Source organism: Paraburkholderia sp. GAS42 (assembly GCF_050436565.1).
Taxonomy (GTDB): Bacteria; Pseudomonadota; Gammaproteobacteria; order Burkholderiales; family Burkholderiaceae; genus Paraburkholderia.
Window position 1 is genome coordinate 117,660 of the sequence record NZ_JBNDML010000016.1, and the last position, 25,523, is coordinate 143,182.

Annotated in this window: 26 protein-coding genes and 1 tRNA gene; 8 read left to right on the top strand and 19 right to left on the bottom strand. The window is 61.3% G+C overall.

The window, feature by feature from the left end:
* Window positions 1-545 precede the first annotated feature (545 nt).
* Window positions 546-773 carry a hypothetical protein gene (locus P3T16_RS23085; protein WP_429344007.1) on the top strand — a complete coding sequence of 76 codons (228 nt, stop codon included), beginning with the start codon at window positions 546-548 and terminating at the stop codon, window positions 771-773.
* 736 nt (window positions 774-1,509) lie between these two features.
* Here P3T16_RS23085 and P3T16_RS23090 read toward each other — a convergent pair.
* Window positions 1,510-2,187: a DUF2971 domain-containing protein gene (locus P3T16_RS23090; protein WP_429344008.1), complete on the bottom strand. Its 678-nt coding sequence runs from the start codon at window positions 2,185-2,187 to the stop codon at window positions 1,510-1,512.
* Between the two features lie 38 nt (window positions 2,188-2,225).
* On the opposite strand from P3T16_RS23090, the gene P3T16_RS23095 reads away from it, so the two are divergent.
* Complete coding sequence (locus P3T16_RS23095; protein WP_429344009.1) at window positions 2,226-3,620, top strand: glycine-rich domain-containing protein; 1,395 nt, start codon at window positions 2,226-2,228, stop codon at window positions 3,618-3,620.
* 18 nt (window positions 3,621-3,638) lie between these two features.
* Window positions 3,639-3,893, top strand: a complete 255-nt coding sequence (locus tag P3T16_RS23100) for a hypothetical protein (RefSeq protein WP_429344010.1) — start codon at window positions 3,639-3,641, stop codon at window positions 3,891-3,893.
* 153 nt (window positions 3,894-4,046) lie between these two features.
* Here the strand turns inward: P3T16_RS23100 and P3T16_RS23105 are convergent, their stop codons facing one another.
* The 4 genes from P3T16_RS23105 to P3T16_RS23120 form a co-directional block, all read right to left on the bottom strand.
* Window positions 4,047-4,361: a hypothetical protein gene (locus P3T16_RS23105; protein ID WP_429344011.1), complete on the bottom strand. Its 315-nt coding sequence runs from the start codon at window positions 4,359-4,361 to the stop codon at window positions 4,047-4,049.
* 29 nt (window positions 4,362-4,390) lie between these two features.
* Entirely contained in the window at window positions 4,391-4,852 is a 462-nt protein-coding gene (locus P3T16_RS23110) for a helix-turn-helix domain-containing protein (protein ID WP_429344059.1), read from the bottom strand.
* 22 nt (window positions 4,853-4,874) lie between these two features.
* Window positions 4,875-5,279, bottom strand: coding sequence for a hypothetical protein (locus P3T16_RS23115; RefSeq protein ID WP_429344061.1), 405 nt, complete (start codon window positions 5,277-5,279; stop codon window positions 4,875-4,877).
* A 609-nt stretch (window positions 5,280-5,888) separates the two neighbouring features.
* A complete protein-coding gene (locus tag P3T16_RS23120; RefSeq protein ID WP_429344012.1) occupies window positions 5,889-6,290 on the bottom strand; it encodes a DUF4145 domain-containing protein in 402 nt (133 codons plus the stop codon).
* Between the two features lie 609 nt (window positions 6,291-6,899).
* Here P3T16_RS23120 and P3T16_RS23125 point away from each other — a divergent pair.
* The 4 genes from P3T16_RS23125 (at window position 6,900) to P3T16_RS23140 (ending at window position 10,643) form a co-directional block, all read left to right on the top strand.
* Window positions 6,900-7,373, top strand: coding sequence for a hypothetical protein (locus P3T16_RS23125; RefSeq protein WP_429259630.1), 474 nt, complete (start codon window positions 6,900-6,902; stop codon window positions 7,371-7,373).
* Between the two features lie 672 nt (window positions 7,374-8,045).
* Window positions 8,046-8,516 (top strand): energy transducer TonB family protein, encoded by a 471-nt coding sequence (locus tag P3T16_RS23130; RefSeq protein ID WP_429344060.1) that lies wholly within the window; start codon window positions 8,046-8,048, stop codon window positions 8,514-8,516.
* Between the two features lie 419 nt (window positions 8,517-8,935).
* The gene (locus tag P3T16_RS23135; protein WP_429344013.1) at window positions 8,936-10,243 is read left to right on the top strand and encodes an MFS transporter; all 1,308 of its coding nucleotides are present in this window, start codon (window positions 8,936-8,938) and stop codon (window positions 10,241-10,243) included.
* 220 nt (window positions 10,244-10,463) lie between these two features.
* Window positions 10,464-10,643, top strand: a complete 180-nt coding sequence (locus P3T16_RS23140) for a hypothetical protein (RefSeq protein ID WP_429259628.1) — start codon at window positions 10,464-10,466, stop codon at window positions 10,641-10,643.
* A gap of 92 nt (window positions 10,644-10,735) precedes the next feature.
* Here P3T16_RS23140 and P3T16_RS23145 read toward each other — a convergent pair whose 3' ends face one another.
* Both P3T16_RS23145 and waaC read right to left on the bottom strand, forming a co-directional pair.
* Window positions 10,736-10,879 (bottom strand): hypothetical protein, encoded by a 144-nt coding sequence (locus P3T16_RS23145; RefSeq protein WP_429344014.1) that lies wholly within the window; start codon window positions 10,877-10,879, stop codon window positions 10,736-10,738.
* A gap of 300 nt (window positions 10,880-11,179) precedes the next feature.
* Window positions 11,180-12,184, bottom strand: a complete 1,005-nt coding sequence (gene waaC, locus P3T16_RS23150; protein ID WP_429344015.1) for a lipopolysaccharide heptosyltransferase I — start codon at window positions 12,182-12,184, stop codon at window positions 11,180-11,182.
* A 200-nt stretch (window positions 12,185-12,384) separates the two neighbouring features.
* Here waaC and P3T16_RS23155 point away from each other — a divergent pair, with 200 nt between their 5' ends.
* Window positions 12,385-13,776: a chloride channel protein gene (locus P3T16_RS23155; protein ID WP_429344016.1), complete on the top strand. Its 1,392-nt coding sequence runs from the start codon at window positions 12,385-12,387 to the stop codon at window positions 13,774-13,776.
* Window positions 13,777-14,022: 246 nt separating this feature from the next.
* On the opposite strand, the gene P3T16_RS23160 is transcribed toward P3T16_RS23155, so the two are convergent.
* The 12 genes from P3T16_RS23160 to P3T16_RS23215 all read right to left on the bottom strand — a co-directional run bounded on the left by P3T16_RS23160 (window position 14,023) and on the right by P3T16_RS23215 (window position 25,378).
* The gene (locus P3T16_RS23160; RefSeq protein WP_429259624.1) at window positions 14,023-14,334 is read right to left on the bottom strand and encodes a YXWGXW repeat-containing protein; all 312 of its coding nucleotides are present in this window, start codon (window positions 14,332-14,334) and stop codon (window positions 14,023-14,025) included.
* 354 nt (window positions 14,335-14,688) lie between these two features.
* Window positions 14,689-14,943 (bottom strand): cell division topological specificity factor MinE, encoded by a 255-nt coding sequence (gene minE, locus P3T16_RS23165; RefSeq protein ID WP_228874964.1) that lies wholly within the window; start codon window positions 14,941-14,943, stop codon window positions 14,689-14,691.
* Between the two features lie 14 nt (window positions 14,944-14,957).
* The gene (gene minD, locus P3T16_RS23170; protein WP_429259623.1) at window positions 14,958-15,773 is read right to left on the bottom strand and encodes a septum site-determining protein MinD; all 816 of its coding nucleotides are present in this window, start codon (window positions 15,771-15,773) and stop codon (window positions 14,958-14,960) included.
* A 103-nt stretch (window positions 15,774-15,876) separates the two neighbouring features.
* A complete protein-coding gene (gene minC / locus P3T16_RS23175; RefSeq protein ID WP_429344017.1) occupies window positions 15,877-16,710 on the bottom strand; it encodes a septum site-determining protein MinC in 834 nt (277 codons plus the stop codon).
* A complete protein-coding gene (locus P3T16_RS23180; protein ID WP_429259621.1) occupies window positions 16,682-16,876 on the bottom strand; it encodes a hypothetical protein in 195 nt (64 codons plus the stop codon). Before P3T16_RS23180 ends, minC begins: the two co-directional genes overlap by 29 nt.
* Window positions 16,873-17,406 carry a GNAT family N-acetyltransferase gene (locus P3T16_RS23185; RefSeq protein ID WP_429344018.1) on the bottom strand — a complete coding sequence of 178 codons (534 nt, stop codon included), beginning with the start codon at window positions 17,404-17,406 and terminating at the stop codon, window positions 16,873-16,875. Before P3T16_RS23185 ends, P3T16_RS23180 begins: the two co-directional genes overlap by 4 nt.
* Window positions 17,407-17,525: 119 nt before the next feature.
* Entirely contained in the window at window positions 17,526-18,311 is a 786-nt protein-coding gene (gene map, locus P3T16_RS23190; protein ID WP_429344019.1) for a type I methionyl aminopeptidase, read from the bottom strand.
* Between the two features lie 328 nt (window positions 18,312-18,639).
* Window positions 18,640-19,743 (bottom strand): DUF2817 domain-containing protein, encoded by a 1,104-nt coding sequence (locus P3T16_RS23195; RefSeq protein WP_429344020.1) that lies wholly within the window; start codon window positions 19,741-19,743, stop codon window positions 18,640-18,642.
* 100 nt (window positions 19,744-19,843) lie between these two features.
* Entirely contained in the window at window positions 19,844-22,198 is a 2,355-nt protein-coding gene (locus P3T16_RS23200; RefSeq protein ID WP_429344021.1) for an EAL domain-containing protein, read from the bottom strand.
* Between the two features lie 232 nt (window positions 22,199-22,430).
* Window positions 22,431-22,521, bottom strand: a tRNA-Ser gene (locus P3T16_RS23205).
* 154 nt (window positions 22,522-22,675) lie between these two features.
* Window positions 22,676-23,974 (bottom strand): serine--tRNA ligase, encoded by a 1,299-nt coding sequence (gene serS, locus P3T16_RS23210; protein ID WP_429344022.1) that lies wholly within the window; start codon window positions 23,972-23,974, stop codon window positions 22,676-22,678.
* Window positions 23,975-24,064: 90 nt separating this feature from the next.
* Complete coding sequence (locus P3T16_RS23215; protein ID WP_429344023.1) at window positions 24,065-25,378, bottom strand: replication-associated recombination protein A; 1,314 nt, start codon at window positions 25,376-25,378, stop codon at window positions 24,065-24,067.
* Window positions 25,379-25,523 lie beyond the last annotated feature (145 nt).

Sequence of the window (25,523 nt, forward strand, 5' to 3'; positions counted from 1 at the left end):
TTAGCGTGCTTCGGACCCTCTGCTTCTAACGATAGCATGGGGCAGTCAACCAGCCGCAACCGTTTTCGTCGGCGGTGCGACTCGAACCAGTGTGCGGACGGTCATCCCGAAGTATTGAATGTCTTTTTTGGGTCGATGGCTGCCTCTCCAACGCCGTCGCACGCCAGCCGCCGGCATAGACCGCATCGTTCATCGATAGCATCCGACCGGCCGGCACTGACTCACGTTCCGTAACCAGTCGCTTGCCACAGGCGCTCTGAGCCGATGGCGTTACCTGGTTCAGGACGGGGTAGCGTATCGCGGTGGCGAAGAAGTGGCGTGCACCATCTCGCAAACCCGTGCCAATGCTGAGAGGGACAATTTCCTGTGAGTCATCTGTTCGGCGACGCCGACGCGAGCGTGATCGCGTCGACGAGCAGGACGCTCTTCTGTACTGCGTGGTAGCGGTTCCTGGCTGATTTTGCCGCGCAACTGCCGCCGGCGCCGCGGCATACAATCGGCGATGCGGTAACGATCAGCTACGCGGGGTCTCAGGAGTAACAGTCATGGAATGGACGGACACACGACCCGTTGTGGCGGGGTACTACTGGGTGCGATTTACCGACGACCGATCGCCGAAGCAAACCATCGGGGAAGTCGCAGACGTGCCCGGGAACGGTTCACGGCAATTAGTTGTGGTCCTTCTCGGCGACGACGAAATATTGGAATTGGACGATCCGTTCTTCGACCGCGCACTGTTTGCTGGACCGATGCAACCTCCGCCGATGGAATGACCAACGCAGCCGGACCGGCTGCCACTCGATCGTAGAGCCTCACACGTTTGTGTAATTCGTGCGACGAGGCGCAGCCCATGTCTGGAGGCCACCCCGGGACGAGCAGGTCGTTAAAGCGTACAGACCTGCGGCCTTATAGGCGGCTTGGCGAGGCAGTTTAGACCGGGGGGGATGTAAAAGTCTGGGGCCGTGCAGGCCGGAAACCGACCGTTCTCGCACGCGCAGAATTTTTCCCTTTTTGGCGGTTTTGTTAAAGCGCTTTAACATGCCATTAAACCGCGCAACACCGCCCCCATCAAGCGTTTGAGCCCGATGGCTGAGTGTTAAAGCGACGGTCGGCTTGTTAAAGGTGCTAAAGCGCAGCCAGAACGGGGCTCGCTTTGAGGATGATCATGCCGGATCTCTACAATTTGACAGAAACGTCCCGCGTCGCTGCGCTCAAGGATGAAATGATCAAGTTTGTCCGCTGGCTCTAAAGGCGACCACGCAATACGGACTTCCGACTGAGTTACGAAGCGCGGTTCTTTGAGAAATACCGGATGCGTGCCCATATCAGCGCCGTTCCACTCCTTGTGACGGCTATCGGTATCAATTGTTGCCCGATCTCAGTCACGCCCGGATGCCCATGGTGCGATTAGGCCTAAACACGTAGAGAAAGGCCGGCGGAGCAATCCGCGCGGGCCATGCGGGACTCTGGGTCATCGGATGCTTACCCAAGAAAGAGACCGCACTGACATCAGTTCGATGTTTTGGGTGCGACGAACACAGAGGGCTCATCCTTCTGACGGACGATTCGAAAGCTCTGAAATGCTGGCCTTGCTTGGAAGACCTCTACACGAGCTTTCGACGGCACCACTTTATCTGCAATATCGCGCGGGCTGGCGCTACATCTGGAGCCCAGAATTACTTCGCGCAAAATGATGTGCGGGTCGAAATTGAGATAGTACTTGCCATCCGTTGCCTCTCGTTGGTCCAGATTGCCAAACATGCGCCACTCGCGCTCGTAGGACCAGTCTCGAAACTTGGTTGTAAGAATGGCATGCATCTGCGCTTCGATCAACGGTTGACCGGAACCGATATGCTCAAGTAGTCCACTCAGCCGTTTCGATTGATAGGTGACCTGGTACGCTTCTGCTCCAATGACGTCGAACCCAAGACAGACGCCTTTGTGTTTGTCGCCGTAGTGAGCCCACATGACCGGACTATCCCAGACCTTGCTTGTGCATAACATTCCTATAGTCCGGCTCCAGTGATCGTGCAGAATCTTGAAGGCCCGTCGAGCTTTGGCCTCGCCGACTGACGCGCCGAGCAATTCGAACGGATCGTTCGATTCGCCTATTGTTGAAAGCTTAAAGCGCTGTTCCTGCAGTATTTTTTCGGCCCATCGCTGCGCGGTCAGGTAGTAAAGACGCATCTGCTAGACCTCGTTTTTCTGTATGGAGTACGCGGAGCATGGCAGGTTATTCCGGGCAGCCGCGCCTTTCAAAACTTTTCGACGGGCAACGTGGCTTAACATCGTGCCATACGTCAGATTCGATACGTCGACGAGTATGGGAGACACTTTTGACAAACCGTTGGGACGAAACGTGGCATCGGTTGCGCGAATGGACAAACGGGCAGGCGCCTTCGGAGCGCCTCGCAGCGCAGATTTTACTCGCCGATGGGTTTTCCGACATCGATCCGAGCCATCCATTGGGTGGCAAGGATGGTGGCCGCGACGGGGCATGCACACGCGACGGCAAGCCTTGGACAATGGCAGTCTACTTCCCGCGTGGCCAGCAGGCTATCAAGCACTTTGCAAAGAAGCTAAAGGGCGACCTAGCTAAGGTCCCTGCTGGTCAAGCGGTGGGCGTCGCTTTCGTGACAAATCAAGAGCTGACGCTTTCCGAAAGACAGCGATTCATCGCGGAGACTCATCCCCTAGCTCTAGAGATTTTCCACCTCGAAAGAATTACGGCAATTTTGGACAAGCCGAGCATGTCGGCTGTCAGGAGGCAGTTCCTGGACATCGATACAGATACTCAACTAGTAAATCATCTCGGCGGACATGGCGGCAACGCACCAGGCGCTGGAGGGGGTGGCGGCGGCGCGATGGGCGAACGCACTCAGGGTGGCGAGGGCGGCCCCGGAGGCAAAACCATACATTTACACGGAATGGACGGGACAGCTCCGGGCGCTGGCGGCGGGGGTGCCGGAGCTACGGGTCCGGGATCGAAAGGGGGCGGTGGCGGCGGGGGTGGTGAGCGCGTGATCGCCACCAATGTGCGCCTGACGCCCGGGCAAGCAATTCCGATCAAGATTGGCACTGGTGGGAGTCCGAATCCGTACGGCGGAGACGGCGAGGACGGCGGGGATACGGAGTTCGGCGACCTTATCGTGGCCAAGGGCGGAAAAGGCGGAAAGGCAGGATCTGGCAGCACCACTGAACGAGAAGTAACTGAAGAAGACCGCGCCAAAGGACTTCATATCAGCGCGTTGATTACAACAGAGGTCATCTACCAGCGTAACGGTCTTGCCTATCTACTTGCTGCTGGTTACGAGCACTTTTCGTTTCCGAAGCTCCCGGGACGAGTCGCGTTCATACTCGTCGGAACCGTCACGGTAGGAGGCGCGGATTCGCAAACGCAGTTCAGGTTTGTCGCAGCGACGGCCGGCCCCAACGGGACCGTCGTGTCCGAGCAGCCCTTTTCGGTTTTCAGCGGACCTGAGCGTTCCGTCGCCCGTCCTCTCTTCTGGATTCCCATCGACTTTGCGGCAGACTCCGAGGGCGTTTGGACCGTTTCGGTCTTGTCGGGCAATCATGTTTTCGGCCAATTGACGATCGATGTTACGGTTGTCACCGCGTAGACGAAACGGGAGGTCCCTATGGAAGAGAAGCAGGAGCACCAAGGTTTCGTGATTACCCTCAGCACCCGCGACGATCGCGCGGGCGGATCGACGATTACTCTGTTGATGGAGCGCGTGCCGAAGGATGGCGGCGCGGGCAGCTCAGATCCTGCTCCAAGGCCGGAGCGCTACCACTCCCTCCATTCGGGTCCGGCTGCGGTCGACGAGGCAATGGAGCGCACTAAACGTGCGATCGACGATGCGCACGGCCCTCGAGATCCGTTCGGAGACTGAGCCCCGTGAAAGCCCAACTTGTCGGGCGCAGTTTGACGTAGCTTGATACGCATCACGTGGATTGGATGCGTCACGGGCATTGAAAACCTGAGCGCTAGAATCGAAAGGCCCCGCTCAGGGCGGGGCTGCTTGAAGAATTGCTCTCTTGACCAGCTAAATCTGGTCCACGATCTGCTGCATCTGAGCGAATGCCTGCACCACCGCATCTTTATTCCCGGCTATCGTGTCTTGCACCATCTTGGCGAACTCCAAAATAGAGGCAGTAGAGATAGAGACCACCGCCACTACCTCTCGATGTACGTTGGATTCGCCGTCGCCGTTGATTCTCTGTTGAACTAACGTCATTTTGGTTGTCGGAAAGCCAATCAATGCAGGGCCGAACCCATCAGCAACCAAATCGATCATCCCATCAGGGAGTGTTGTTATAACGGTCTGCCCATTGGGGTCGTTAGCGGTAAGGGTGCGCATTTTATGATCCGAACAATTTGAATACTGGGTTATTTCTCGAGGGCTTTCGTGCCTGGAGCAGGAAACCAAGCCTGCGAGATAGCTCCACCAACCTTGGTGACGTAGTGGTCCAATGCAATCGCACTTCCATCAAATGCTAGAGGTACGTGTGGAAGCGGCTCTCCGGTCTCATCGAATTCCTTGTCATAAGGAAGTGGTGTCAATTTCCCCGGGGACAGATCCCCGGTCCGCTGTAGCACCGCACTAAAAGGCGCAAATTCCACCCAAAGGGCAACGTCGAAAAGCTTGGCGATACGGTGAAGTTGCGCAACGGAGAACTTCCCGTATTCGGTATCTTCCATTCGCGCAATGGCGCTCTGCCGAGTCCCCAGTTTCTTCGCCATTTGTGTCTGCGTTAGACCGGCTGTCTCACGGAGTAGTCTCACTTGGGTTGCAATCCGATTGCCAGCGTTCGCCTCGGACATGGCCGAGCGATAAGCTTTCGACCGCATCTTAGTAAGCCGTTTGCTTGGTTTAGTCGATCTCAATCTCTTGAGTTGTACATCCACCAGCGCGATGTTCGTCCCATCGCCGCTTTGCGCGCTCGCAGAAATTGGAAGGGTCGTATTGACTTCCTTTATGAGTTGCCCAGATGACAATAGTGAACTCGTCAGCGGCTGGACCGAAATAGCCCATTGGACGGTGCTGGATGCCATTTGCTTTGAATCGAACTTCGTAGATGTCTTTGCAGTCATGATCGCGGGATGAGTCAAGTTTCTTTGCATGCGGGTCATGCCAGCCGCTCGGCGGTTGATCTCGTAGGTATCGTAGGCGCTCGTCACATTTGGCTTGGCCGGCCTCCCCCAATTTCCCGTATTTCTGGGTGAATTCGCATTGGCCCGATTTCGGATCCATCCACGCCATAATCTTGTAACGCATGTCTCACCCGAAACTGTAGCACAAATTTGTGATATTCCAACCACCGCTTTCCATGGGGTATCGGTCCTAGCTATGCCGCAGGCAACGGGAAATCGTACCAGATCGACGTTTGGCCATCTCGATGAGCACGGAGTTTTCATCGTTTGTTCGATGGCTGTAGTGCGACAAATGATCTACGCAGACGTCATAAAGGCCGCGCACGAACGATAAGCGGTAATCCAGTCGCCATCCGTCCGTGAACAGTTTGCGAGTAGTCGCGAGTCTCGAAAGGGCGGTAACGCCAAAACGTTGGGCGCCAGCACGCGAGACGCCTCTGCCAGCTCTAGTCGTTCCGGCCATTCGCAGGCAGCGCCGTTTGATGCCAACCAGCTTCGCGCGGATTCTATGAGGTGGTCTGTTCGCAGCCACTCGCCGGTACGAGCCATTGCGATCAGTTGCCCGACGACGAGATAGCAAAGCAACTCGGCTCGAGCGGTGTCGTCGAGGTGAGTATCCATGACTGATGGGTAGCCAGATGGGTAGCCAGACTGAATTTTTGAAGGAAAATATTTAAGTAAACTATTGAATTTAAATGGTATTTATTTCTACATCAAAACTATATCGTACTGCTCACTTCATCGGCGGCTTGCCTGCAGCTGCAAGCTTTGCGTCAAGTGCCGCCCTTCGTTGCCGAGCTTTTTCCGGCTGGACATAGTAGAAGTCAAATAGCTCCTCGATAACGTCCAGATTCCAGTCTGCCTCGTGAGGTGCAACCGGCAGTATCTGTCCTGTGCTCGTGTCCTTCATCGGATGTGCCGCAAAGTTTCCGATGTTCCGAATCGCATCCAGATTATCGGCAATCGCACCAGGTAATTGCTTCGAATCGAGGGCGGCTTGTATGGCTGGTGCCAGATCTTTCTGGGCGAACCCATTCTCCCTCAATATCGCTTGCAGACAACGCCGGCTCAGTGCTGCCGATGCCTTGGGGCTGGGCTTCAACACAGCGCACGCTTCGTGATAGTCCTCTGCCATGTGTTTTGGCACCTCTGTCGGCGCCGGCGCGCGACCGGTCGTGGAAGGGTACGCCATGAAATTACCGACTGTACTTTTTGGCGCGGAATCACCGGTCAGATAGATGATGGGCTCATCACACGCCGGACAACTCATATACGAGACTGACCAGCGACGACCGCCAATTGCATTGTGGTGCATCCCGCCACCTGCAATTCCGGCCAAAGACAGGCGCTCCCCCCGGAATCCAGCATGAATCTCGACCAAGCAATGTGGGCACTTCATTTATTTCTATTCCCCGAGGATACGATTTTTGGCAGACGTAGGGTCCCGTAAACGTTCTGCATAGGCAAGTTCGCCCCACATCACCCTATGGTGGACTGGATGGTGGACCGCGATCACAAACTCGCCCAAAAGTCCCAATTTGCCGTCTTGATTGGCGGACACCGCCTCCGCCAAGAGACTCAATGAACACAGGCCTGTCGGCCCGTTTGTCGTTTCTACCCGCCAAAGAACCCGCCATCGTTCCGCCCACAATTAAATGAGCGGCAGCACGCGTTCGACCAGTCATGACAGTGGCAAACTCCTGAACATTCGATCCACGTGGTTCATCGAGGAGGCACGCCACCCATGGACGCGATCAATCAAGCGCCGGACGCCCCCGAACGCCTAAACGAGCGAGCGAAAGCGCGTGAACTAGCGGAGGACGTACGCAAGTTACTTGAGCATGAGAATACCGTCTTGAATAATCGTATAGGCTGGTTGACGGCCTTCGAAGGGTTTCTCTTCGCCGGCTTCGGCGGCATGGCGCCCAAAGACGGAAAGCCTTGGGAGAACATCCAGATCGTCGAAGCCATTTGTTTTACAGGTTTGGGCGTCGCCGTTATCTCTTTGCTTAGCTTGATCGCCTCAGCGATAGCTGTTGACCGCCTCCTCTCCTGGTGGAACGCGAACGCGCCCGCGGCCTACGACGGACCGGGCGTCATCGGTTGGGCGCTGCCGACGCATCGATGGGCACCGTTTTTGACGGTATGGAACTTCCTGCCTCTTGTGGTGGGGGTTGCGTGGGTGTATTTGCTGCTCGTGCTCAGAAATCAGAGTTAGCGCCAGCTAGCCCATCATCACGCCAAGGCTCGCCCTTGAATCGTCGATGCTGCCGCTCCGCTCACGTAAAGATCTGGTGATGGCCGTCTCGGCTTCGTTGTACACGTCGCTGGAATTTTCCCTACGTCGTCGGAACGCTCAGGAAGTTTCTATCCCGTAGGGCGGCAACGAATCTGGAACGGGTCGCGATCGACAAGCAATGTCGCTCCTGGCACGTTGGAAACCTTTGCGCGCTTTACGCTAAACATGCGAACCGGACCGGGCTATTCGGATCTGGGTGAGTCGAAGCAGACTCTCTTGCTTACCGGTCCTTTGGTTGACTGCGAGCACGCAGGCCGCGCGGCAACGTCGCGATTGGACATGGGCTGAAAGTGTTCCCCTAGAAAAGCGAAAGGCCCCAACGTAGCCTCTGGAGCCAGACGCCGGCCGCGTAGTCGCAACCCATTTATGAGTAAAACAATAGCTCGCGATAACACGCCTGGTCAAGCGCAACGCCTGATGGTCCGGCCAGTTTTTTACTGCCGTCATGGCCACTCCAAAAGCAGGGCCAACGCCAATTGAAAACCCCCACATATGCGCTAGGATAAAAACACGTCCTGCTCACAAGCGTTCGCGCTTGACCCTGCGATGCCCATCCGCACTCACCACTGGATGCACTGTCGTATCCGGCTCATGCCATTCGCGCGCATCGCCGCATGGACCTTTCTTGCCAGCACGGCCGCCTGCACCATCACGCCACCGGCACCACCAGGGCCGACGACGTTCATCCCGCCTGCCGCCATTAACAGCGTCACGCTCGACCAGTACCGCAGTTCCGTCGCGCAGCGCATCATCGAGCGCAATCCGTCGTATGTGCTGCGCGGCACGCCGCAGGCGATGCTGCGCTCACTCGTCGTCGTGTCGTTTATCGTCGACCGGGATGGCCGGCTGGTTGCCTCGTCGGTCTATCGCACGAACGGCGACGACGAAGCCGAAGGCACCGCACTCGCGACGCTGCGTCGTGCGTCGCCGCTGCCGCAGCCGCCGGCGAAACTGCTCGATAGTCGCGGCCATCTCGAACTGATGGAAGACTGGCTTTTCAACGACGACGGTAAATTCCAGCTGCGCACCTTCGCCTCGCCACAGGCGCAGACGATCAATTGAAACGATCGATTGAAACCGCGCCTTTCAGTCGCCTTGCTGCGTCCGGTTGCCGCGTGACGCGCCTGCTCGTTATAATTTTCGGATACGCCCTGCCGGAGCCCTCCGGCACCGCTTTCGCCGCATGTCCATCCGCCTGCGCCTGAAAGCCTGACCGTGGCGTCGCCGCGCGACTCGCGCGACCGTCCGGACTGCATCGCCACAGGTGCCGCCGCGTTACGCACCGGCGCTCACGTGGCGAAGCAAGCTCGCGCATCGTTGCATATGCAACGTCATGCAACGTGCCGCGCGACCGTCGGACGCTTTACGTTCGCGGCCCGCACTGATTTCAAACAAAGACCCAGCCCGGCTCTGCGCCATCGACGCGCCGAATGCGTTTCGCGCACGCGACCGGGTCACGACAACTCAACTGGAGACCCTGCATGTCCACCTCATCGCTTTCCGCGACCCCGCCCGACGTGGCCGGAAAGAACAGCACCTCGCGAGTGATCTTCGCGAGCTTTATCGGCACCGCCATCGAGTTCTACGACTTCTACGTCTACGCGACGGCCGCCGCGCTTGTCATCGGCCCGGTGTTCTTCCCACACGGCTCGGCGACGGCGCAGGCGCTGTCGGCGTTCGTCACGTTCGGCATCGCGTTCGTCGCGCGGCCGATCGGCTCGTTTCTGTTCGGCCACTTCGGCGACCGCATCGGCCGCAAATCGACGCTGGTTGGGTCGCTCCTCGTGATGGGTCTGTCGACGACGCTTATCGGCTTTGTGCCCGGCTACGATTCGATCGGCAGCCTCGCGCCGATCCTGCTGTGCATCCTGCGCTTCGGGCAAGGTATCGGCCTTGGCGGCGAATGGGGTGGCGCTGCGCTCCTCGCCACCGAAAACGCGCCGCCCGGCAAACGCGGCTGGTTCGGCATGTTCCCGCAGCTTGGACCATCGATCGGCTTCCTCGCGTCGAACGGCCTGTTCTTCGGCCTTGCGCTGTCGCTCTCCGACGAGCAGTTCCGTAGCTGGGGCTGGCGCGTGCCGTTCCTCGTCAGCGCCGTGCTGGTTGCACTTGGCCTGTATGTGCGCCTGAAGATCGCGGAGACGCCGGCGTTCCGCGCGGCGATCGAACGCAAGGAACGCGTACGCGTGCCGATCGCGACGCTGCTGTCGCAGCACTGGATGCCCACCTTGCTCGGCGCGCTGGCGATGGTGGTGTGCTACACGCTGTTCTACAACGCGACGACGTTCTCGCTCTCGTACGGCGTCTCGGTGCTGCACATTCCGCGTCCGACGTTCCTTGGCATGCTGTGTATCGCCGTCGTGTTCATGGCGCTCGCGACGCCGCTGTCCGCCTGGGCCGCCGACCGCTTCGGCCGCAAGCCGGTGCTGATCGTCGGCATCATCGCGGCGATCCTGTCGGGTTTCACGATGGCACCGCTGCTCGGCAGTGGATCGATGCCGCTCGTGCTGCTGTTCCTCGTCATCGAACTGTTCCTCATGGGCGTCACGTTCGCGCCGATGGGCGCGCTGCTGCCCGAGCTGTTTCCGACTAACGTGCGCTACACCGGCGCGGGTGTGTCCTATAACCTGGGCGGCATCCTCGGCGCGTCGGTCGCGCCGTACATCGCGCAGGTGCTCGCCGCGCACGGCGGGCTGTCGTGGGTCGGCGCGTACGTATCGATCGCCGCCGCGGTCAGCCTGCTCGGCGTGCTGTGCATGCGCGAGACGCGTCATACCGAGTTGATGTAAGCGCCGCGCAGGCCGCCGCGACAAGCGTCGGGATGGTCTGCACCGGCAGGGAAAGCCGACCGTGATTCAGGTCGCGCTTTCCCTGCCTTTGCACGGGTTTTTGACCTGCATATACTCGTCTCACCGCGCCCGAATCACAGCCCTGAATCAAAGTCTGGAATCGGAGCGTAAAGCCACGGCCAGACGCGTCTTCCATCCGCGATGCCCACAGGAGTCGACGATGAACATTCACCTGCACAATGCAGACGTCGTCATGATCATTGCCCTCGCGCTGCTCGGCGCGCTGCTGCTCGCAGTCCGTTTCAGGCCAGCGACGTGGAAAGGCATCGTCGTTGAAGCCATCGCTGCGAACCTGGCCGCCATCGCCGCGGTCATTGCGTTCGAAATGCTGCTCGCCTGAAAAAAAAGTCGCGCAATCTGCCGAAGCAGATGCGCGACTTCCCCCCACTCGCATCGACAGCACGGCACAGCCGCGCAGGTCGACGCGTCCCGTCAACGGTAGTAGTAGCCGCCGCCGTGGTGATAGCCACCACCGTAGCCACCACCGTAGTAGCCGCCCGCCGGCACGACAATGCATCCGCCCAGAGCAGCAGCCAGGAACGCGCCCGCGATCAAAGTCAGCGTCAAGCGTTTCACATCGTTCTCCCATCGAGTCAGTAGTTATTCGAGCCATCTCGAATGACTTGATTGAACACGACGGCGACCCGCGCAACCGTTGCAATTTGTAAGGGGAGATGAGCGCCGTGTTACACGCTCCGGGACCGTGGAAGGCGCTGGCCTAACGCCAGCAGGGCTGCGCGGGCGCGAAGCCCGCGCGGCCTTTGCAAAAGCGCGACAGTTTTAACAGGCATGTAATGATCGCGGCGGTTTTCAGCCCGGGATCAGCCTGCTTGCCGCCTGCTTGCCGCCGCATTTTCATCACGCCTGGCGCGTCGTTCAGGCGGTCGCCACGCTCGCATCGCCAGCCGCGGCTGCGCCCGGTTCGGTATGCACGTACTCGATCGCGCGCAACACTTCTTCGACCGGCGGCACGCTCCGGCCGTCGCCGATGGTGATCGACCGGAACGGTGACTCGATGCCGAAGAGCTCCGGCGAGGTCGCGACAAAAATCATGATGGTGCGTTTCTGCAGCGCATGCGCGAGATGGACGAAGCCGGTATCGACGCCGACGACAAGCGCAGCACGATCGATCATCTGCGCGATTTCGGCGACGTCCAGCGGCGGCAGCAACGACGCTTCGGGCACCAGCGCAGCGATCTCGCTGGCTTCGACGCGCTCGGCGGGCGATCCCCACGGCAGCACGACCTCGTAGCCACGGCTTATCACCTCGCGCGCGATGGCTGCCCAGTGCGTCGCGGGCAACTTCTTGTCGTCCTTCGAGGTTGCGTGAAACAGCATGGCGAGGGGTGCGACGCCGGCGGGCGGCAATGTCGAACCGGACGGCACCTGCAGATTGAAAACCGGCGGCCCTTCGAGCGGGTAGCCGAGCGCTTCGCTCACGCTGACCCGCATGCCGTGCCACGCGTTCCCTGCGAGGCGCGGTGCAAGACGGCCCGTGTACGCAAACGCGGCACCGCGCTCACCGAGATCGTGCGACCGATACCCCAGACGGCGCGACGAGCGCGTCAGAAACGCGATGATCGCGCTCTTGTAGACACCGTGAATGTCGATCACGACGTCGTAACGCTCGGCCCGCAACTCGGCGATCGAGGCCGCAATCGAGCGGAAATCCGCCAGGCTGCGCGCCTTCTTGAAGCGTCGCAACGGCGCGCACAGCACGCGGTCGAGGCCTGTATTCCAGCGCGCGACATCGGCAAACATCTCATCCGCGGCCCAGTCGACCTTGATGCCTGGAAAAGCCCGTTTGATGTCGGCGACGACGGGTTGCGCCTCGATAATGTCGCCGAGCGAGGTGACCTTGACGATCAGGATGCGCTTCATGTGAAATTCGTCACTTTTATCGGGAATCGAGATTTTAGGCCGATTCCACCGTACAAAACGTGCATTCTACGGAACTCGTGGCCGACGCGCCGATCGCTGTAACCCTTCGTCACCGTTTGCGGCCAGGAAGCCGCTCCGGCGCGCTCAATCTGCGCGAATAGTGCGCCGCTATAATCCAGTCTTTGCCTCCACAGACCGCCATGTCCCGGGCATTGCCTCCCCTGACTTCAAACGTTGTGCGACGCGCAAAACGTCTGTGGCGCCAGTTCGGTATTTTCTGGCTCGGCGCGATCGCGGTCGGCCTGATCGCGGTGCTCTACGCACGGCTCATCGACTGGGGTTATGCGGCGTTCAACACGATGCAGCACGCGCATGCGTGGCTTCCGCTGATCGTGACGCCCGCTGTCGCCGCGCTGTCCGTCTGGCTCACGCGCAGGTTCTTCCGCGGCGCTGAAGGCAGCGGTATCCCGCAGGTCATCGCCACGCTGCATACGAACACCAGCGAAACCGGCTCGCGTCTGCTCACCTTCCGGATCCTGGCGGGCAAGATCGCCGTGTCGTTTCTCGCGATTCTCGGCGGCTTGACGATCGGGCGTGAAGGCCCGACCGTCCAGGTCGGCGCGGCCCTCATGTTCAACCTGCGGCGCCTCTATCCGCGCTCGAACGCGCATATCGAACGGCAACTCGTGCTGGCCGGTGCGGCGGCGGGCCTGTCGGCGGCGTTCAATACGCCGCTCGCCGGTATCGTCTTCGCCATCGAAGAACTCACGCGCAGCTTCGAGGCGCGTGCGAGCGGTGTGCTGATTACCGCGATCATCATTGCGGGCGTGATCGCGCTCGGCCTGAACGGCAACTACACCTATTTCGGCACGATCCAGATCGGCGCGCATTTCCCGGATCTGCTCGCCGTCGCCGTAGTGCTGACCGCGATCGTCACCGGCATCGCGGGCGGCGTCTTCTGCTGGCTGCTGCTCAACACCGGGCGCTGGATTCCCGCGCCGCTGCGCGCGCTGCACGGCGAGCGGCCGCTGGCGTTTGCGGCGGTCTGCGGGCTCGTGATCGCGGTCGTCGGCCTGATTTCCGGCGGAACAACGTTCGGCAGCGGTTACGCCGAAGCACGCGGCTTGCTGGACGGCACCGAACATCTGTCGATGTTCTATCCACTTCTGAAAATGATCTCGATGGTCGGCTCGTATCTGCCGGGCATTCCGGGCGGTATCTTCGCGCCGTCGCTGTCGATCGGCGCGGGCTTCGGCAATGTGCTGCATAGGGTGTTCGGCAGCCTGGAACTGCAGATGCTGATCGCGCTCGCGATGGTCGGCTATCTGGCGGCGGTCACGCAGTCGCCGATTACGGCCTTCGTGATCGTGATGGAGATGATCAACGGCCACGCACTCGTGATTTCGTTGATGGCGACGGCGCTGATTTCGAGCCGCGTGTCACGCCTTTTCGCTCCGCCACTCTATGAGACGCTCGCGCAGCGCTACATGACGCCGCTGCCGCAGCCGACGCCCGCGCCGGTTCCCGAAGTGCCGGAAGTCATCGTCGAAGACGAAGCGGGCGGGCCGTCGGCGGATACCACACGTCAATAAATGACGACGCGCGCCGGCCGGTAGTAGGCCGGATGCTCAGGTACAACGATACAGCCGGCCAGCGTGAGCGCAAGCAGCGCCACGGCGATGAGTCTTTTTTTCATTAGATGCTCCTGTGGGAGGCGGGCAACATCCGCGCCCTCTGGACGCAGCCCGCCCGTCGCCGTCGCGCTTCATATTTGTGAGAATGGCCGCGTATTGACGCATTGGCGCGCCGAGGCATCGATGCATCGAACGCGCACCGGATTACGCCCAGCGCCCTTCGATCCAGCGCCAGTTCGGACCATGCGCGACCCAGTGGCCGGGCACCCAGTGATGGCCCACGCGCTCAGGCTGCCAGTGACCTGCTATCCACACGTAGTGGCCGCGCTCCCAGCGCCAGTGTCCGTGATCCCAGACGTAGCCCGGGCGCGGTTCCGGCACCGGCTCGTAACGCACCGCGGGCGGCGCGGACGGCGCATAAATAGCGACCTCCGCAGCGGAAGCCGCCATGACCGTGCATGCGCCAGCCGCGACGAGCGCAGCCTGTGCGACGAGAAGACGAAGGGACATTTTCATGGTTCACCTCTGGACGAAAGTGCCGATGACGGCGATATCCGTTCAATGCGTGAGGTGCGCACTTCGCTGACAACGCCAGTGTTACGGCGATGCCTGAAGTGCAACGGGATATTTCGACCTTGATGACGAAAACGTTCGCGCCGACGAACGGGAGCACGCGCGCGCGTCGCGATATCGACAGCAAAACGGAACCGGCGGACATAACCCCTGGACAGCCAGCAGGCAGCAATGCCAGACGCCATTTGACACGCTACGCGCAGCCCAGGCACCAGACGGGCGCGCGCAACATGGAAGAACAATCCTGCAGCGAGGCCCGAACGCCGGGCCGCCTGCAACGCAACACCAACCCGACGATCAGGCCTGCGGAATCTCGATCTTCACTTCGAGCACTTCGAGATCGTCCTGACGCTCGAGGCTCACGCGGATATCGTCATCCGAGATCTTGACGTACTTCGAGATCACCGCGACGAGTTCACGTTGCAACGCCGGCAGATAATCCGCGGGCGCGTGGCCCCCGGCGCGCTCGTGCGCGATGATCAGCTGCAGGCGTTCCTTCGCGACCGAAGCCGATCGCTTTTTCTCGCCCAGCAAAAACTTGAGAATGGACATAACGTGCGCTCCCCTTACTTGGTGCCGAAGAGGCGCTGCAGCAGGCCCGGCTTCTGGTAATCGGTAAAGCGAAGCGACTTCTGTTCGCCGAGGAAACGCGACACTACGTCCTTATAGGCTTCAGCCACGTCGGTGCCATCGAGGTGCACCGCCGGCAGACCCTGGTTCGACGCATGCAGCACAGCTTCCGATTCCGGAATCACGCCGATCAGGTCGATGCGCAGGATTTCCTGGATGTCGGTCAGCGACAGCATTTCGCCTTCGCTCACGCGCTTCGGGTTGTAACGGGTGATGAGCAGATGCTCCTTGATCGCCTCCTTGCCTTCGATCGCGCGCTTCGTCTTCGACGACAGGATGCCGAGAATACGATCCGAGTCGCGCACCGACGACACTTCCGGGTTGGTGACGATCAGCGCTTCATCGGCGAAGTGCATCGCGAGCAGCGCGCCCGATTCGATACCGGCCGGCGAATCGCAGACGATGTAATCGAAGTCCATCGCGATCAGATCGTTGATGATCTTCTCGACGCCTTCCATCGTCAGCGCGTCCTTGTCGCGCGTCTGCGAGGCCGGCAGGATGAACAGGTGCTCGCACTTCTTGTCCTTGATGAGCGCCTGGTTCAGGTTCGCTTCGCCCTGGATCACATTGATCAGGTCGTACACCACGCGGCGCTCGCAACCCATGATCAGGTCGAGGTTACGCAGGCCGACGTCGAAGTCGATCACGGCCGTCTTGCTGCCACGCAACGCGAGGGCAGATGCAAAACTCGCGCTCGTGGTCGTCTTGCCCACGCCACCCTTGCCCGAAGTCACCACAATGATTTTTGCCATAACCCTTACCTTGTGTCCGTCAAATTCGTTCAGATTCTTGTGTAAGTCCGGCGGCAGCCTGGTCGACGGTGCGCGATCGAAACCCGGCGCACACGTTCGATCGTCAGGTGAGCCGCAGCGGTTCGATCATCAGCTTTTCTTCGTCGAGCCGGATCTGCACCGCCTTGCCCAACACGTCCGCGGGAAGCGGGTTCTCGGTCGTTCGATAGATGCCCGCGATCGAGATGAGTTCCGGCTCCAGACACGTGCAGAAAATGCGCGCGTCGTGATTGCCCTGCACGCCGGCGAGCGCACGGCCGCGCAACGGCGCATAGATATGGATGTTGCCTTCGGCGATCACTTCCGCGCCGTAGCTCACGAGGCCGAGCACGACCAGATCGCCCTTCGCGTAGATCCGCTGCCCCGAGCGCAACGGCTTTTCGATCACCAGCGTCTGCGCCGACGTCGCCACGCGCACCGGTTCGGCGGGTTGCGTTTCAGCGGAAGCTGTATTGCTCGCAGCATCCAGCGCCAGACTTGCCTGCGCCTGCGTCTGCGCGTTGCCTTGCGCAGGTTCCGATGCGCCGGCGCTGTCGCCTGCTTCGTCGCCTGCTTCGCCGCCGTTGGCTTTCGCACCACGAGGGTCGCGCGCTTCGAGGAACGGCAAGCCGGCTTCGGTCGCCCACGACTGCTGCGCAGCATCCGCGACGATGCCGACCGGGCGCATGCGCACGCTATCGAGCAGTTGCGCGATATCGGCGAGCGGCACGCGTTCGTCGGCGGCGAGCCGGCGCACGTCGATCGCGACGGTATCGTTGGCGAAGAATTCCGGGGTCGCCTCGAAGCGCCGGGTCAGCTCGGCACGGATTGCGTCGAGGTCGGTTGTCTTGACCACGAACAGCAACGTGTCGACAGAACCACTGCGCAGTTCAAAAAAAGGCGATTTCCTGGGCGGCATAGCGTTCGGTAAAAAATTTTGCGTATTTTACAGGCGTCCACGCGCACAGCCAGGTTTTTTGGCAATAAAGGACGCGAGACGGAAGAAAAATCAGACGCAGCGAACGCCGCGGCGACGGGGATAAAGCCTGAACGGCGGCGCCCGGCAGCACCACCGGATGCATCATGGAACTGAGGGCTCCGCTGGCGGCGGCACGTGACGCACCAGCAGGGTTTCCCATGCGTCCGCCGTGCGTGCGATGCGCGTGTGCTCGCCGGTCGGACCGAAACCCAGACGCTCGTAAAAGCGCATTGCCGTGCGGTTGGCATCGGCGACCCACGCGTAGATTTCCTTCGCGCCCTGGGCTCCCAGCCATTCGCTCGCCGTGTTCACGAGCAGTTCGCCGCCGCGCAGATGCCGCACCGCGGGCGCCACCCACAACTCGTTGACGAAGGCGCGGTGCAACGCCGATTCCTCGAAACATGCGCCGATCAGACCGGCCGGATGGCCTTCCGTATAGAGAATGAACGAGGTGGCCTCGTCGGAGCAGGAGTGATGGACGGCCGTGGTGTCGAAAGTGGTGGCGTCGGCGGAGAGCGCGTCTTCGAGCGTTTCGCCAAATGCGTAGGGTGCTTCGCGCAGCGACGCCGTGCGAAGTTCGCGGAAAACGGCGCCCTGGTCGGCAGCAATACGGCGAACGGTCAGTGACGGACTCATGCAGACGAATACCCCTTGGAGCGCTAACGCGTAGCTTTAACCGAACCGGCGCGCGAGTCAAATCCTTATTTTCGCGACGCGCACGACAGGCCACCCAGATCCAGGCGGCCCATGGCAGCTCAGGGCGCTTCGTAGGCGCCGGTGCCGTCCGGCCACGGCGTCAGCAGCTCGAACCCGTCGTCCGTGACAGCGACCATATGCTCCCATTGCGCCGACAGCGAGCGGTCCTTCGTGACCACGGTCCAGCCGTCGCGCATGACGGTCGTGCCGGCGCGCCCGGCGTTGACCATCGGCTCGATCGTGAACACCATGCCCGGCTTCAGACGCATGCCCTGCCCCGCCTGGCCGTAGTGCAGCACCTGCGGGTCCTCGTGGTACACCTTGCCGATGCCGTGCCCGCAGTAGTCGCGCACGATCGAGAAGCCCTTCTTCTGCGCCGTCTGCTGGATCGCGTGGCCGACGTCACCAAGCGTCGCGCCCGGCTTCACCTGACGAATACCGGCAATCATCGATTCGTACGTCGTGTCGATCAGTTCGCGCGCGACGGGGCTCGGCTCGCCCACGCAGTACATGCGGCTCGTGTCGCCGAAATAGCCGTCCTTGATGATGGCGACGTCGATGTTGATGATGTCGCCGTCTTTCAGCACTTCGCCGCGATCGGGAATGCCGTGGCACACCACCGAATTCACCGACGTGCAGACCGTCTTCGGAAAACCCATGTAGCCGATGTTCGCCGGAATCACCTTCAGCGTATTGACGATGAAGTCGTTGCACAGCGCGTCGAGATGATCCGTCGACACGCCAGGCTTCACGTGTTCGCCGATCATCGCAAGGACGTCCGCCGCGAGACGGCCAGAAATGCGCAGCCGGGCAATATCGTCGGGAGTCTTGTAGGTGATGGCCATATCGTGAGTACGCGTTCCGTTCAATGCGGGGCAGCGGACACGTCATGAACCTGCGCGTTGCACCGCGCGTTCGCCTGCGCAGTAGCAACCGGCAGACCTGACCTGAAAACGCCGCCGCCCAGGTTGTCGATCGGACAATTGTACAGATGATGCGAATCGCGCATGCGGCAAGGGCACGGCGCAAAAAATCACTCCGCGCATTTCGAGCACGTTAAATCCGCATCAATCAGGCATTCGAACTATTTACCCAGCGTGCGTCTCGTTGCGTTCGTTTGAAACGCGTTTCAACGCGATTCACGCTCATGTGTCTGGCGACTATCAGACGCGCTTATATCTGCGCGAGCGCCTCCAGCGCGCGCCGCCACACCTGCTGCGTGCGCAGACTAGTCAGTTCACGCCAGTCCGCATCGGCGGGATAGAAATGTTCGAGCATCGCGGCCTTGATCTTCCGGCCTGTCGCGTCGAGCGGATCGCCGTGCAGATGCAGCCAGTGATCGTCGCGCAGGATTGCATGCCCGACGTGACCGTCGTACGTCCCGCATTCGATGACGAACTGCATCAGATGCACATCGGCAAGCTGGTCGAGCAGCGCCTGCGACGTGTAGCCGGTCGCGGTCGCCGCAATGCCGGTGTCGGACGTGGCGTCCGCGGCTGTGATGATCGTGTGCAGCCACGGGCCGTAGATCGATTGCGCCGTCTCGTGCGCCGGATAGCTGCGCTCCGCGATCGTCATCAGCAGCGGATAGCCGAACGGACCCGCGCCCGTGTGCAGATCGAAACTCATCGCCGTGCGCGCGCCCGCGACGTGTTCCTTCATGATCGCGCGCACCGTGCGGTTGGTCCACGTGGCCGTCTTGCCGCCGAAGAAGAGACCGTTGCTGTGCACGTACTGCCCGGCTTCGACGATGTTCATCATCGGCGTATGGCCGAGGTTCCGGGCGTGCGTGGCGAACAACTCGTCGGCAGCGCGACGCCCCGGACCGTCGAGGTCTCTGGCCAGATAGATTTCATGCAGCGTCTCGTACGCGGCGTTCGCCGGCAGCGCGGCGTCGAAGTTCACGTAGTTGCGGTTCACGTCGACGTTGTCTTCGTTCACGCGACGCATCCACGCCGTGCCCCACGGATTGACAAGGTGCACGAGCACGATCGATACGTCCTTCGGCAGTTCGCGGCCGCGCAGATCGTGCAGCAGGCGGATCTGGCATTCGGAGCCGTAATAGCCCTCGATGCCATGCGTGCCCGAAATCGCGACCAGCCGCTTCGGCGCATTGCGCTCGCCGAGCAGCGCGACATCGGTGGCGAGCGCTTCGCCGCGCGGACCCTTCAACGGATGCGGATATTCGATGCGTTCGCCACCCGCGTCGGCCACCGCCTGCGCGAAGCGCTGGCGCTGGTCAGCGTAACTGGGGGTTTCGATGAAAGCGGAGGCCATGGCAGATCCTGAAACGTAGGCGAAAACGAAATGATGCCGCGCGCCGCGCCTGAAAGCGAGCTTTCGACGCGCCTGTCTGGCGATATCCGCCCCGCCGCTACTACAGCGAGTCCGCCGCCGGCCACGGCAGCCGGTCCAGCGACCAGTCCAGTTCCACGCCCACCACGCAGCGTCCCTGCTCCGACGGCACCGAGACCGTCACCGCGATACACGGCCGGCCGCTCGCCAGCGACAGATATGGGCTGCTCGTCACCGCCACGCCCGGCCGCAGCACCGCGTTCCTGAAATACGGCCGGTGATCCCAGCGCGCGTCGCGCGGATCCGCGACCGGCTGGAGTGAATCGCCCGCTTTAGCCGACGCCATGCCATTCACTTCGAGCCCAACCTGACGGCCGGTTTCATCGAGGATGAAACAGCTGATGCACAGTTCGAGCGTCGCGAGCTGGGCGAACGCCTCATCAAGCGACGCACCGCCCGAATACGCCTGCGCCGCGAGGTCGAGCGCGAGCCGGTACGGCTGCACCTCCGATTCGAACTGCGCGTGCTGATGCGTGCGCCCTTCGGCGATCACATCGAAGGCGTGATCGATGCGGCGATTCACCGGCTCGGGCGGCGTGATCGTTGCCGCGGGCCGCCCGAGCAGATAGCCCTGCGCAAAATCCACATTCGATTCGACGGCAAGAATCAGTTCATCCGTCGTCTCAACACCCTCGACGACGACCAGCATGCCCGCCTGATGCAACAGCGACACGAGCTTGGGCAGAATCGGCTGCTGCGCGCCGGGACTCGTCGCGCGGATCAGTTCGCCGTCGAGTTTGACGAGGTCCGGACGGATCTGGAAAAGGCGATCCAGGTTCGAGTGCCCTGCACCGAAATCGTCGACCGCGATCAGGAAGCCGTGCTCGCGATACTGCGCCGCAGCGCGCGACAGATCGTCCACGCTGCCGCCATGCGACTCCAGCAGCTCGAGGACAACGCGCTCCGGGCTGAGCCCAACGGAACGCGCAACCTCGGCGAGCTGGTCAGCGTAGCCTTCAGCGACAAACGATGCAGGCAGGATATTGAGGAACACCCACGCGTCGTCGGGAATCACGCGGGCCGCGTTGGCGAGATGCAGCGCGTGACTCGCGCGATCCAGGTCGCTTTCGCTGGTGAAAGGTTTGGGTGCAAACAGGACGACCGGTGGAATCATCGAACCGTCGTCGCGCTCGCCGCGCAGCAGCGCCTCGAAGCCGACCTGCTTCTGATGCGAAAGACTGTAGAGCGGTTGAAAATGCGACGTCAGATAGTGATCGTCCCAGGGCTGGCGAACTGGTTCGCGGATCGAAGGCGCGTTCGCGTTAGCGTGCGGCGCCTGGAGCGTCTTGAGTCGCGCGACGTCATCCTGCGCGACGCGCTCGGCGCACACGCGGTTGCGCCCGGAATGCTTCGCGCGCAGCAACGCTTCGTCGGCGCGATCGAGAAGCGACATGATGCCTTCGCCGGCGCGGTATTCCGCGACGCCAAAGCTCGCCGTCAGTGCGCCATCGGGCCGCGCGATGCCCGAGATCGCGACACGCAGCGTCTCGGCGAACTCAACCGCGCTGCGCAGCCCGCCACGCCGCAGCAACGCGAACTCTTCGCCACCGATACGGCTGACGTTGTCGTCCGCGCCGGTTTTCGCTTTCAGGACCTGCGCGACGTCATGGAGCATCTGGTCGCCGACTGCGTGGCCGAAGCGGTCGTTCAGCGACTTGAAGTAGTCGATATCGACGAAGATCGCGCTAAATTTTGCACTGTCGTCGGGCGATGACAGCTGTTTCTCCGCGCCTTCCTTGAACGCGCGACGATTCTGCAAACCGGTGAGCGGATCGGTCGCGGCGAGCTCCACGAGCCGGTCTTCGAGCAGGAAGTGATTGCGACGAAACCGGTAAAAACCGAAATGAAAAACGGCCGCTGACGGGACACTGATTGCCATCCACATCCAGCAGACGAGCAGGGTCTCACCATGCGTCTGCGGCAGATTCAGCAGAACCGGCAGCCCCGTCGCATAAAACACCAGGGTGCCGAAGAGAAAGTGAGTCGGTGTGAGCCAAAGCGGCGCCGCGCCCATCACGACCATCACCATCGCGGGCAACGTCCACAGCAGCGGCGACGCAAGACCGGCGACATTGAGCGCGATGCCCGCCTGCAACATCAGCGTGTATGCGACGCCGATCGCGCCGAAGGCCCACGTCGTCTTCGTGCGGGGAATCGCCATGACGAGCAGCGCGAGACACAGTCCGCAGGCCAGCCGATATTGAAGCGCGACCACCGGACCGCCGACAAAACTACGCGTCGCGACAAACGACAGGTACGCCACGACGGTAAACGCCATCGTGATCGTCGAGAGCGGGCGCTGATGTTCCAGCGAACGCTGATGGAACCGGCGACGAAAGCCGGCATCGGTAATCTGTCGCGTGGTGGAGGAAAGCATATTGAGGGGGTCAGGCCGCTCCGGTCACTTTGCCATTGGTTAACGGCAGAAAATGTCGGAAGTTGAGCGGCGCGGAACCTTGGGATGCGACGGCGAGATGGCACGGCGCGATTTGCACGTGTTGGACACGCGGGGTCGCCACTCGGCTGGCCATTGTCGTCCGACAAAAACATGGCGCCGGAAAAACAAAAACCCCGCAGGACTTTCGTTCTGCGGGGTTTTTGAAGAATTCTGGCGGAAAGGGTGGGATTCGAACCCACGGTACAGCATAACTGTACACCGGATTTCGAGTCCGGCGCATTCGACCACTCTGCCACCTTTCCGGCATTGTTGACGCTCGGCTAACTACGCTGCTGCGTCACTCCAAGCGGGTCGCTGCTTGGGGAAGCGAAGATTATAGAACAGTTGAAACCGCTTTCCAAGCCCCTTTTTGCAAAAACCCACTGGGACCTGATGCGATCTACTCGCTCGCTAATCTCAGACGGCCGCGGGCACTTCCAGCCGCTCCACTCCACCCAGGTACGGACGCAGCGCTGCCGGCACCGTCACCGAGCCGTCCGCGTTCTGGAAGTTTTCCAGCACCGCGACCAGCGTACGGCCGACTGCGAGGCCCGAGCCATTCAACGTGTGCACGAGTTCCGGCTTGCCCTGCGCATTGCGATAGCGCGCATGCATGCGACGCGCCTGGAAGGCTTCCGTGTTCGAGCAGCTCGAAATCTCGCGATACGTGTTCTGCGCAGGCACCCACACTTCGAGGTCGTAGGTCTTGGTCGAGGAGAAACCCATGTCGCCGGTACACAGCGTGATGACGCGATACGGCAACTCGAGCTTTTGCAGGATCGTTTCAGCATGGACGACCATCTGCTCCAGCGCGTCATACGACGTTTCCGGCGCGACGATCTGCACCATCTCGACCTTGTCGAACTGGTGCTGACGGATCAGACCACGCGTGTCGCGGCCGTACGATCCCGCTTCCGAGCGGAAACACGGCGAATGCGCGGTGAGCTTAACGGGCAGCGCGCCCTCTTCGAGGATGCTGTCGCGCACCGTGTTCGTCAGCGAAATCTCCGACGTCGAAATCAGATACTGCGTGACCGTGTTCTCGCCACCGCCCTTCTCGACGCGGAACATGTCGTCGGCGAATTTCGGCAGCTGGCCGGTGCCGTACAGGATTTCCGGATTGACGATGTACGGCGTGTACACCTCGGTGTAACCGTGGTGCTGCGTATGCGTGTCGATCATGAACTGCGCGAGCGCGCGATGCAGGCGAGCAATCTGTCCACGCAGCAGCGTGAAACGCGTACCGGACAGCTTCGCACCGGTCTCGAAATCGAGGCCGAGCGGCGTGCCGATGTCGACGTGATCCTTCACCTCAAAATCGAACTGGCGCGGGGTACCCCAGCGACGCACCTCGACGTTATCGGTTTCATCCCGGCCGGCTGGCACGCTTTCGTGCGGCAGGTTCGGCACACCGAGCAGCAGATCTGACAGACGCTTCTGAATGTCTTCCAGCTGCGCCGCCGACGCCTTCATCTCGTCGCCCAGGCCGCCCACTTCGGCCATCACCGCCGACGTGTCCTCGCCTCGCCCCTTCATCCCGCCGATCTGCTTCGACAGGCTGTTGCGACGGGCCTGGAGCTCCTCGGTACGGGTCTGGATGGCGCGGCGTTCCGCTTCGAGTGCGGAGAACGCCGCCACGTCGAGGATATAGCCGCGGTCGGCGAGGCGTTTCGCGACGCCTTCGAGGTCTTTGCGCAGCAGCTGGATGTCGAGCATGGGATTGGGGCGGGTATTCGTTGTGTGAAGGTGCGATTTTAGCGCAACCGGCCGGCGCATCAGCCACGCGGCGCGGTGTTGTGCGGCTCGTCAGTCTTTCTTCGGCTTGTTCTCGCTGCGCCATTGCGCATCGAGTTCGCGCAGACGGTACATCTTGTCGGCGATCTTGCCTTCGAGACCACGCGGCGTCGGTTCATACCAGTGCGGCTCGCGCATGCCGTCGGGCAGATAGGTTTCGCCTGCCGCATACGCGTCCGGTTCGTCATGCGCGTAACGATAGTCGTGACCGTAGCCGAGTTCCTTCATCAGCTTCGTCGGCGCATTGCGCAGATGCACGGGCACGCCGCGCGACTGGTCCTTGCCGACGAAGCGACGCGCCTCGTTGTACGCCATGTAACCCGCGTTCGACTTCGGCGCGACCGCCAGATAGATGATCGCCTGCGCGAGCGCCAGTTCGCCTTCCGGCGTACCGAGACGTTCGTAGGTTTCGGCGGCGTCGAGCGCGATGCGCGCGGCGCGCGGATCGGCGAGGCCGATGTCTTCCCATGCCATCCGCACGATGCGCCGCGCGAGATAACGCGCGTCCGCGCCGCCGTCGAGCATGCGACAGAACCAGTACAACGCGCCGTCCGGATTGCTGCCGCGCACCGATTTATGCAGCGCACTAATCTGGTCGTAGAAGGCGTCACCGCCCTTGTCAAAGCGGCGCAGGTTTTCCGCGAGCGCGCTGCCGAGCAACGCGCCATCGATTTCCGTCGTCTTCTGCTGCGCAGCCGCCCGCGCGACGATTTCCAGGTTGTTCAACAGCTTGCGTCCGTCGCCGTCGGCGGAGCCGATCAATGCGGCGCGCGCTTCGTCGGTGAAGGTGAGGCCACCGAGTTCTTTCTGCGCGCGATCCAGCAGTTCGCGCTGCTCGTCGTTGTCGAGACTCTTCAGCACGTAAACAGCCGCCCGCGACAGCAACGCGCTGTTCACCTCGAAGGACGGATTCTCGGTGGTCGCACCCACGAACACGAACAGCCCCGACTCGACGTGCGGAAGGAACGCGTCCTGCTGGCTCTTGTTGAAGCGATGCACTTCGTCGACGAACACGAGCGTCTGATGGCCATGCGCGCGATGCACCTGCGCGGTTTCGACGGCCTCGCGGATGTCCTTCACGCCCGACAGCACCGCCGACAACGCGATGAATTCAGCATGAAACGCATCGGCCATGAGGCGCGCGAGCGTCGTCTTGCCGACGCCGGGCGGGCCCCAGAGGATCATCGAATGCGCCTCGCCCGATTCGAACGCGACGCGCAGCGGCTTGCTCAGACCAAGCAGATGCTTCTGTCCGATCACTTCGTCGACAGTGCGGGGGCGCAGGCGCTCAGCGAGCGGCACGTTGGCACGGGTTTCTTCAAACATGGCGTTTTGTGGATAATCTCGCATTCGGTACAGCAAGGCGCGTGCACGGGCGTCGCGCTCCATCGCGGTCCTGCATTATGACAGCCGCCAGGCCGTGGCGAGATGCACGGGCACGACGTTAGCCATCCGGCCAGGGTCACAGCGC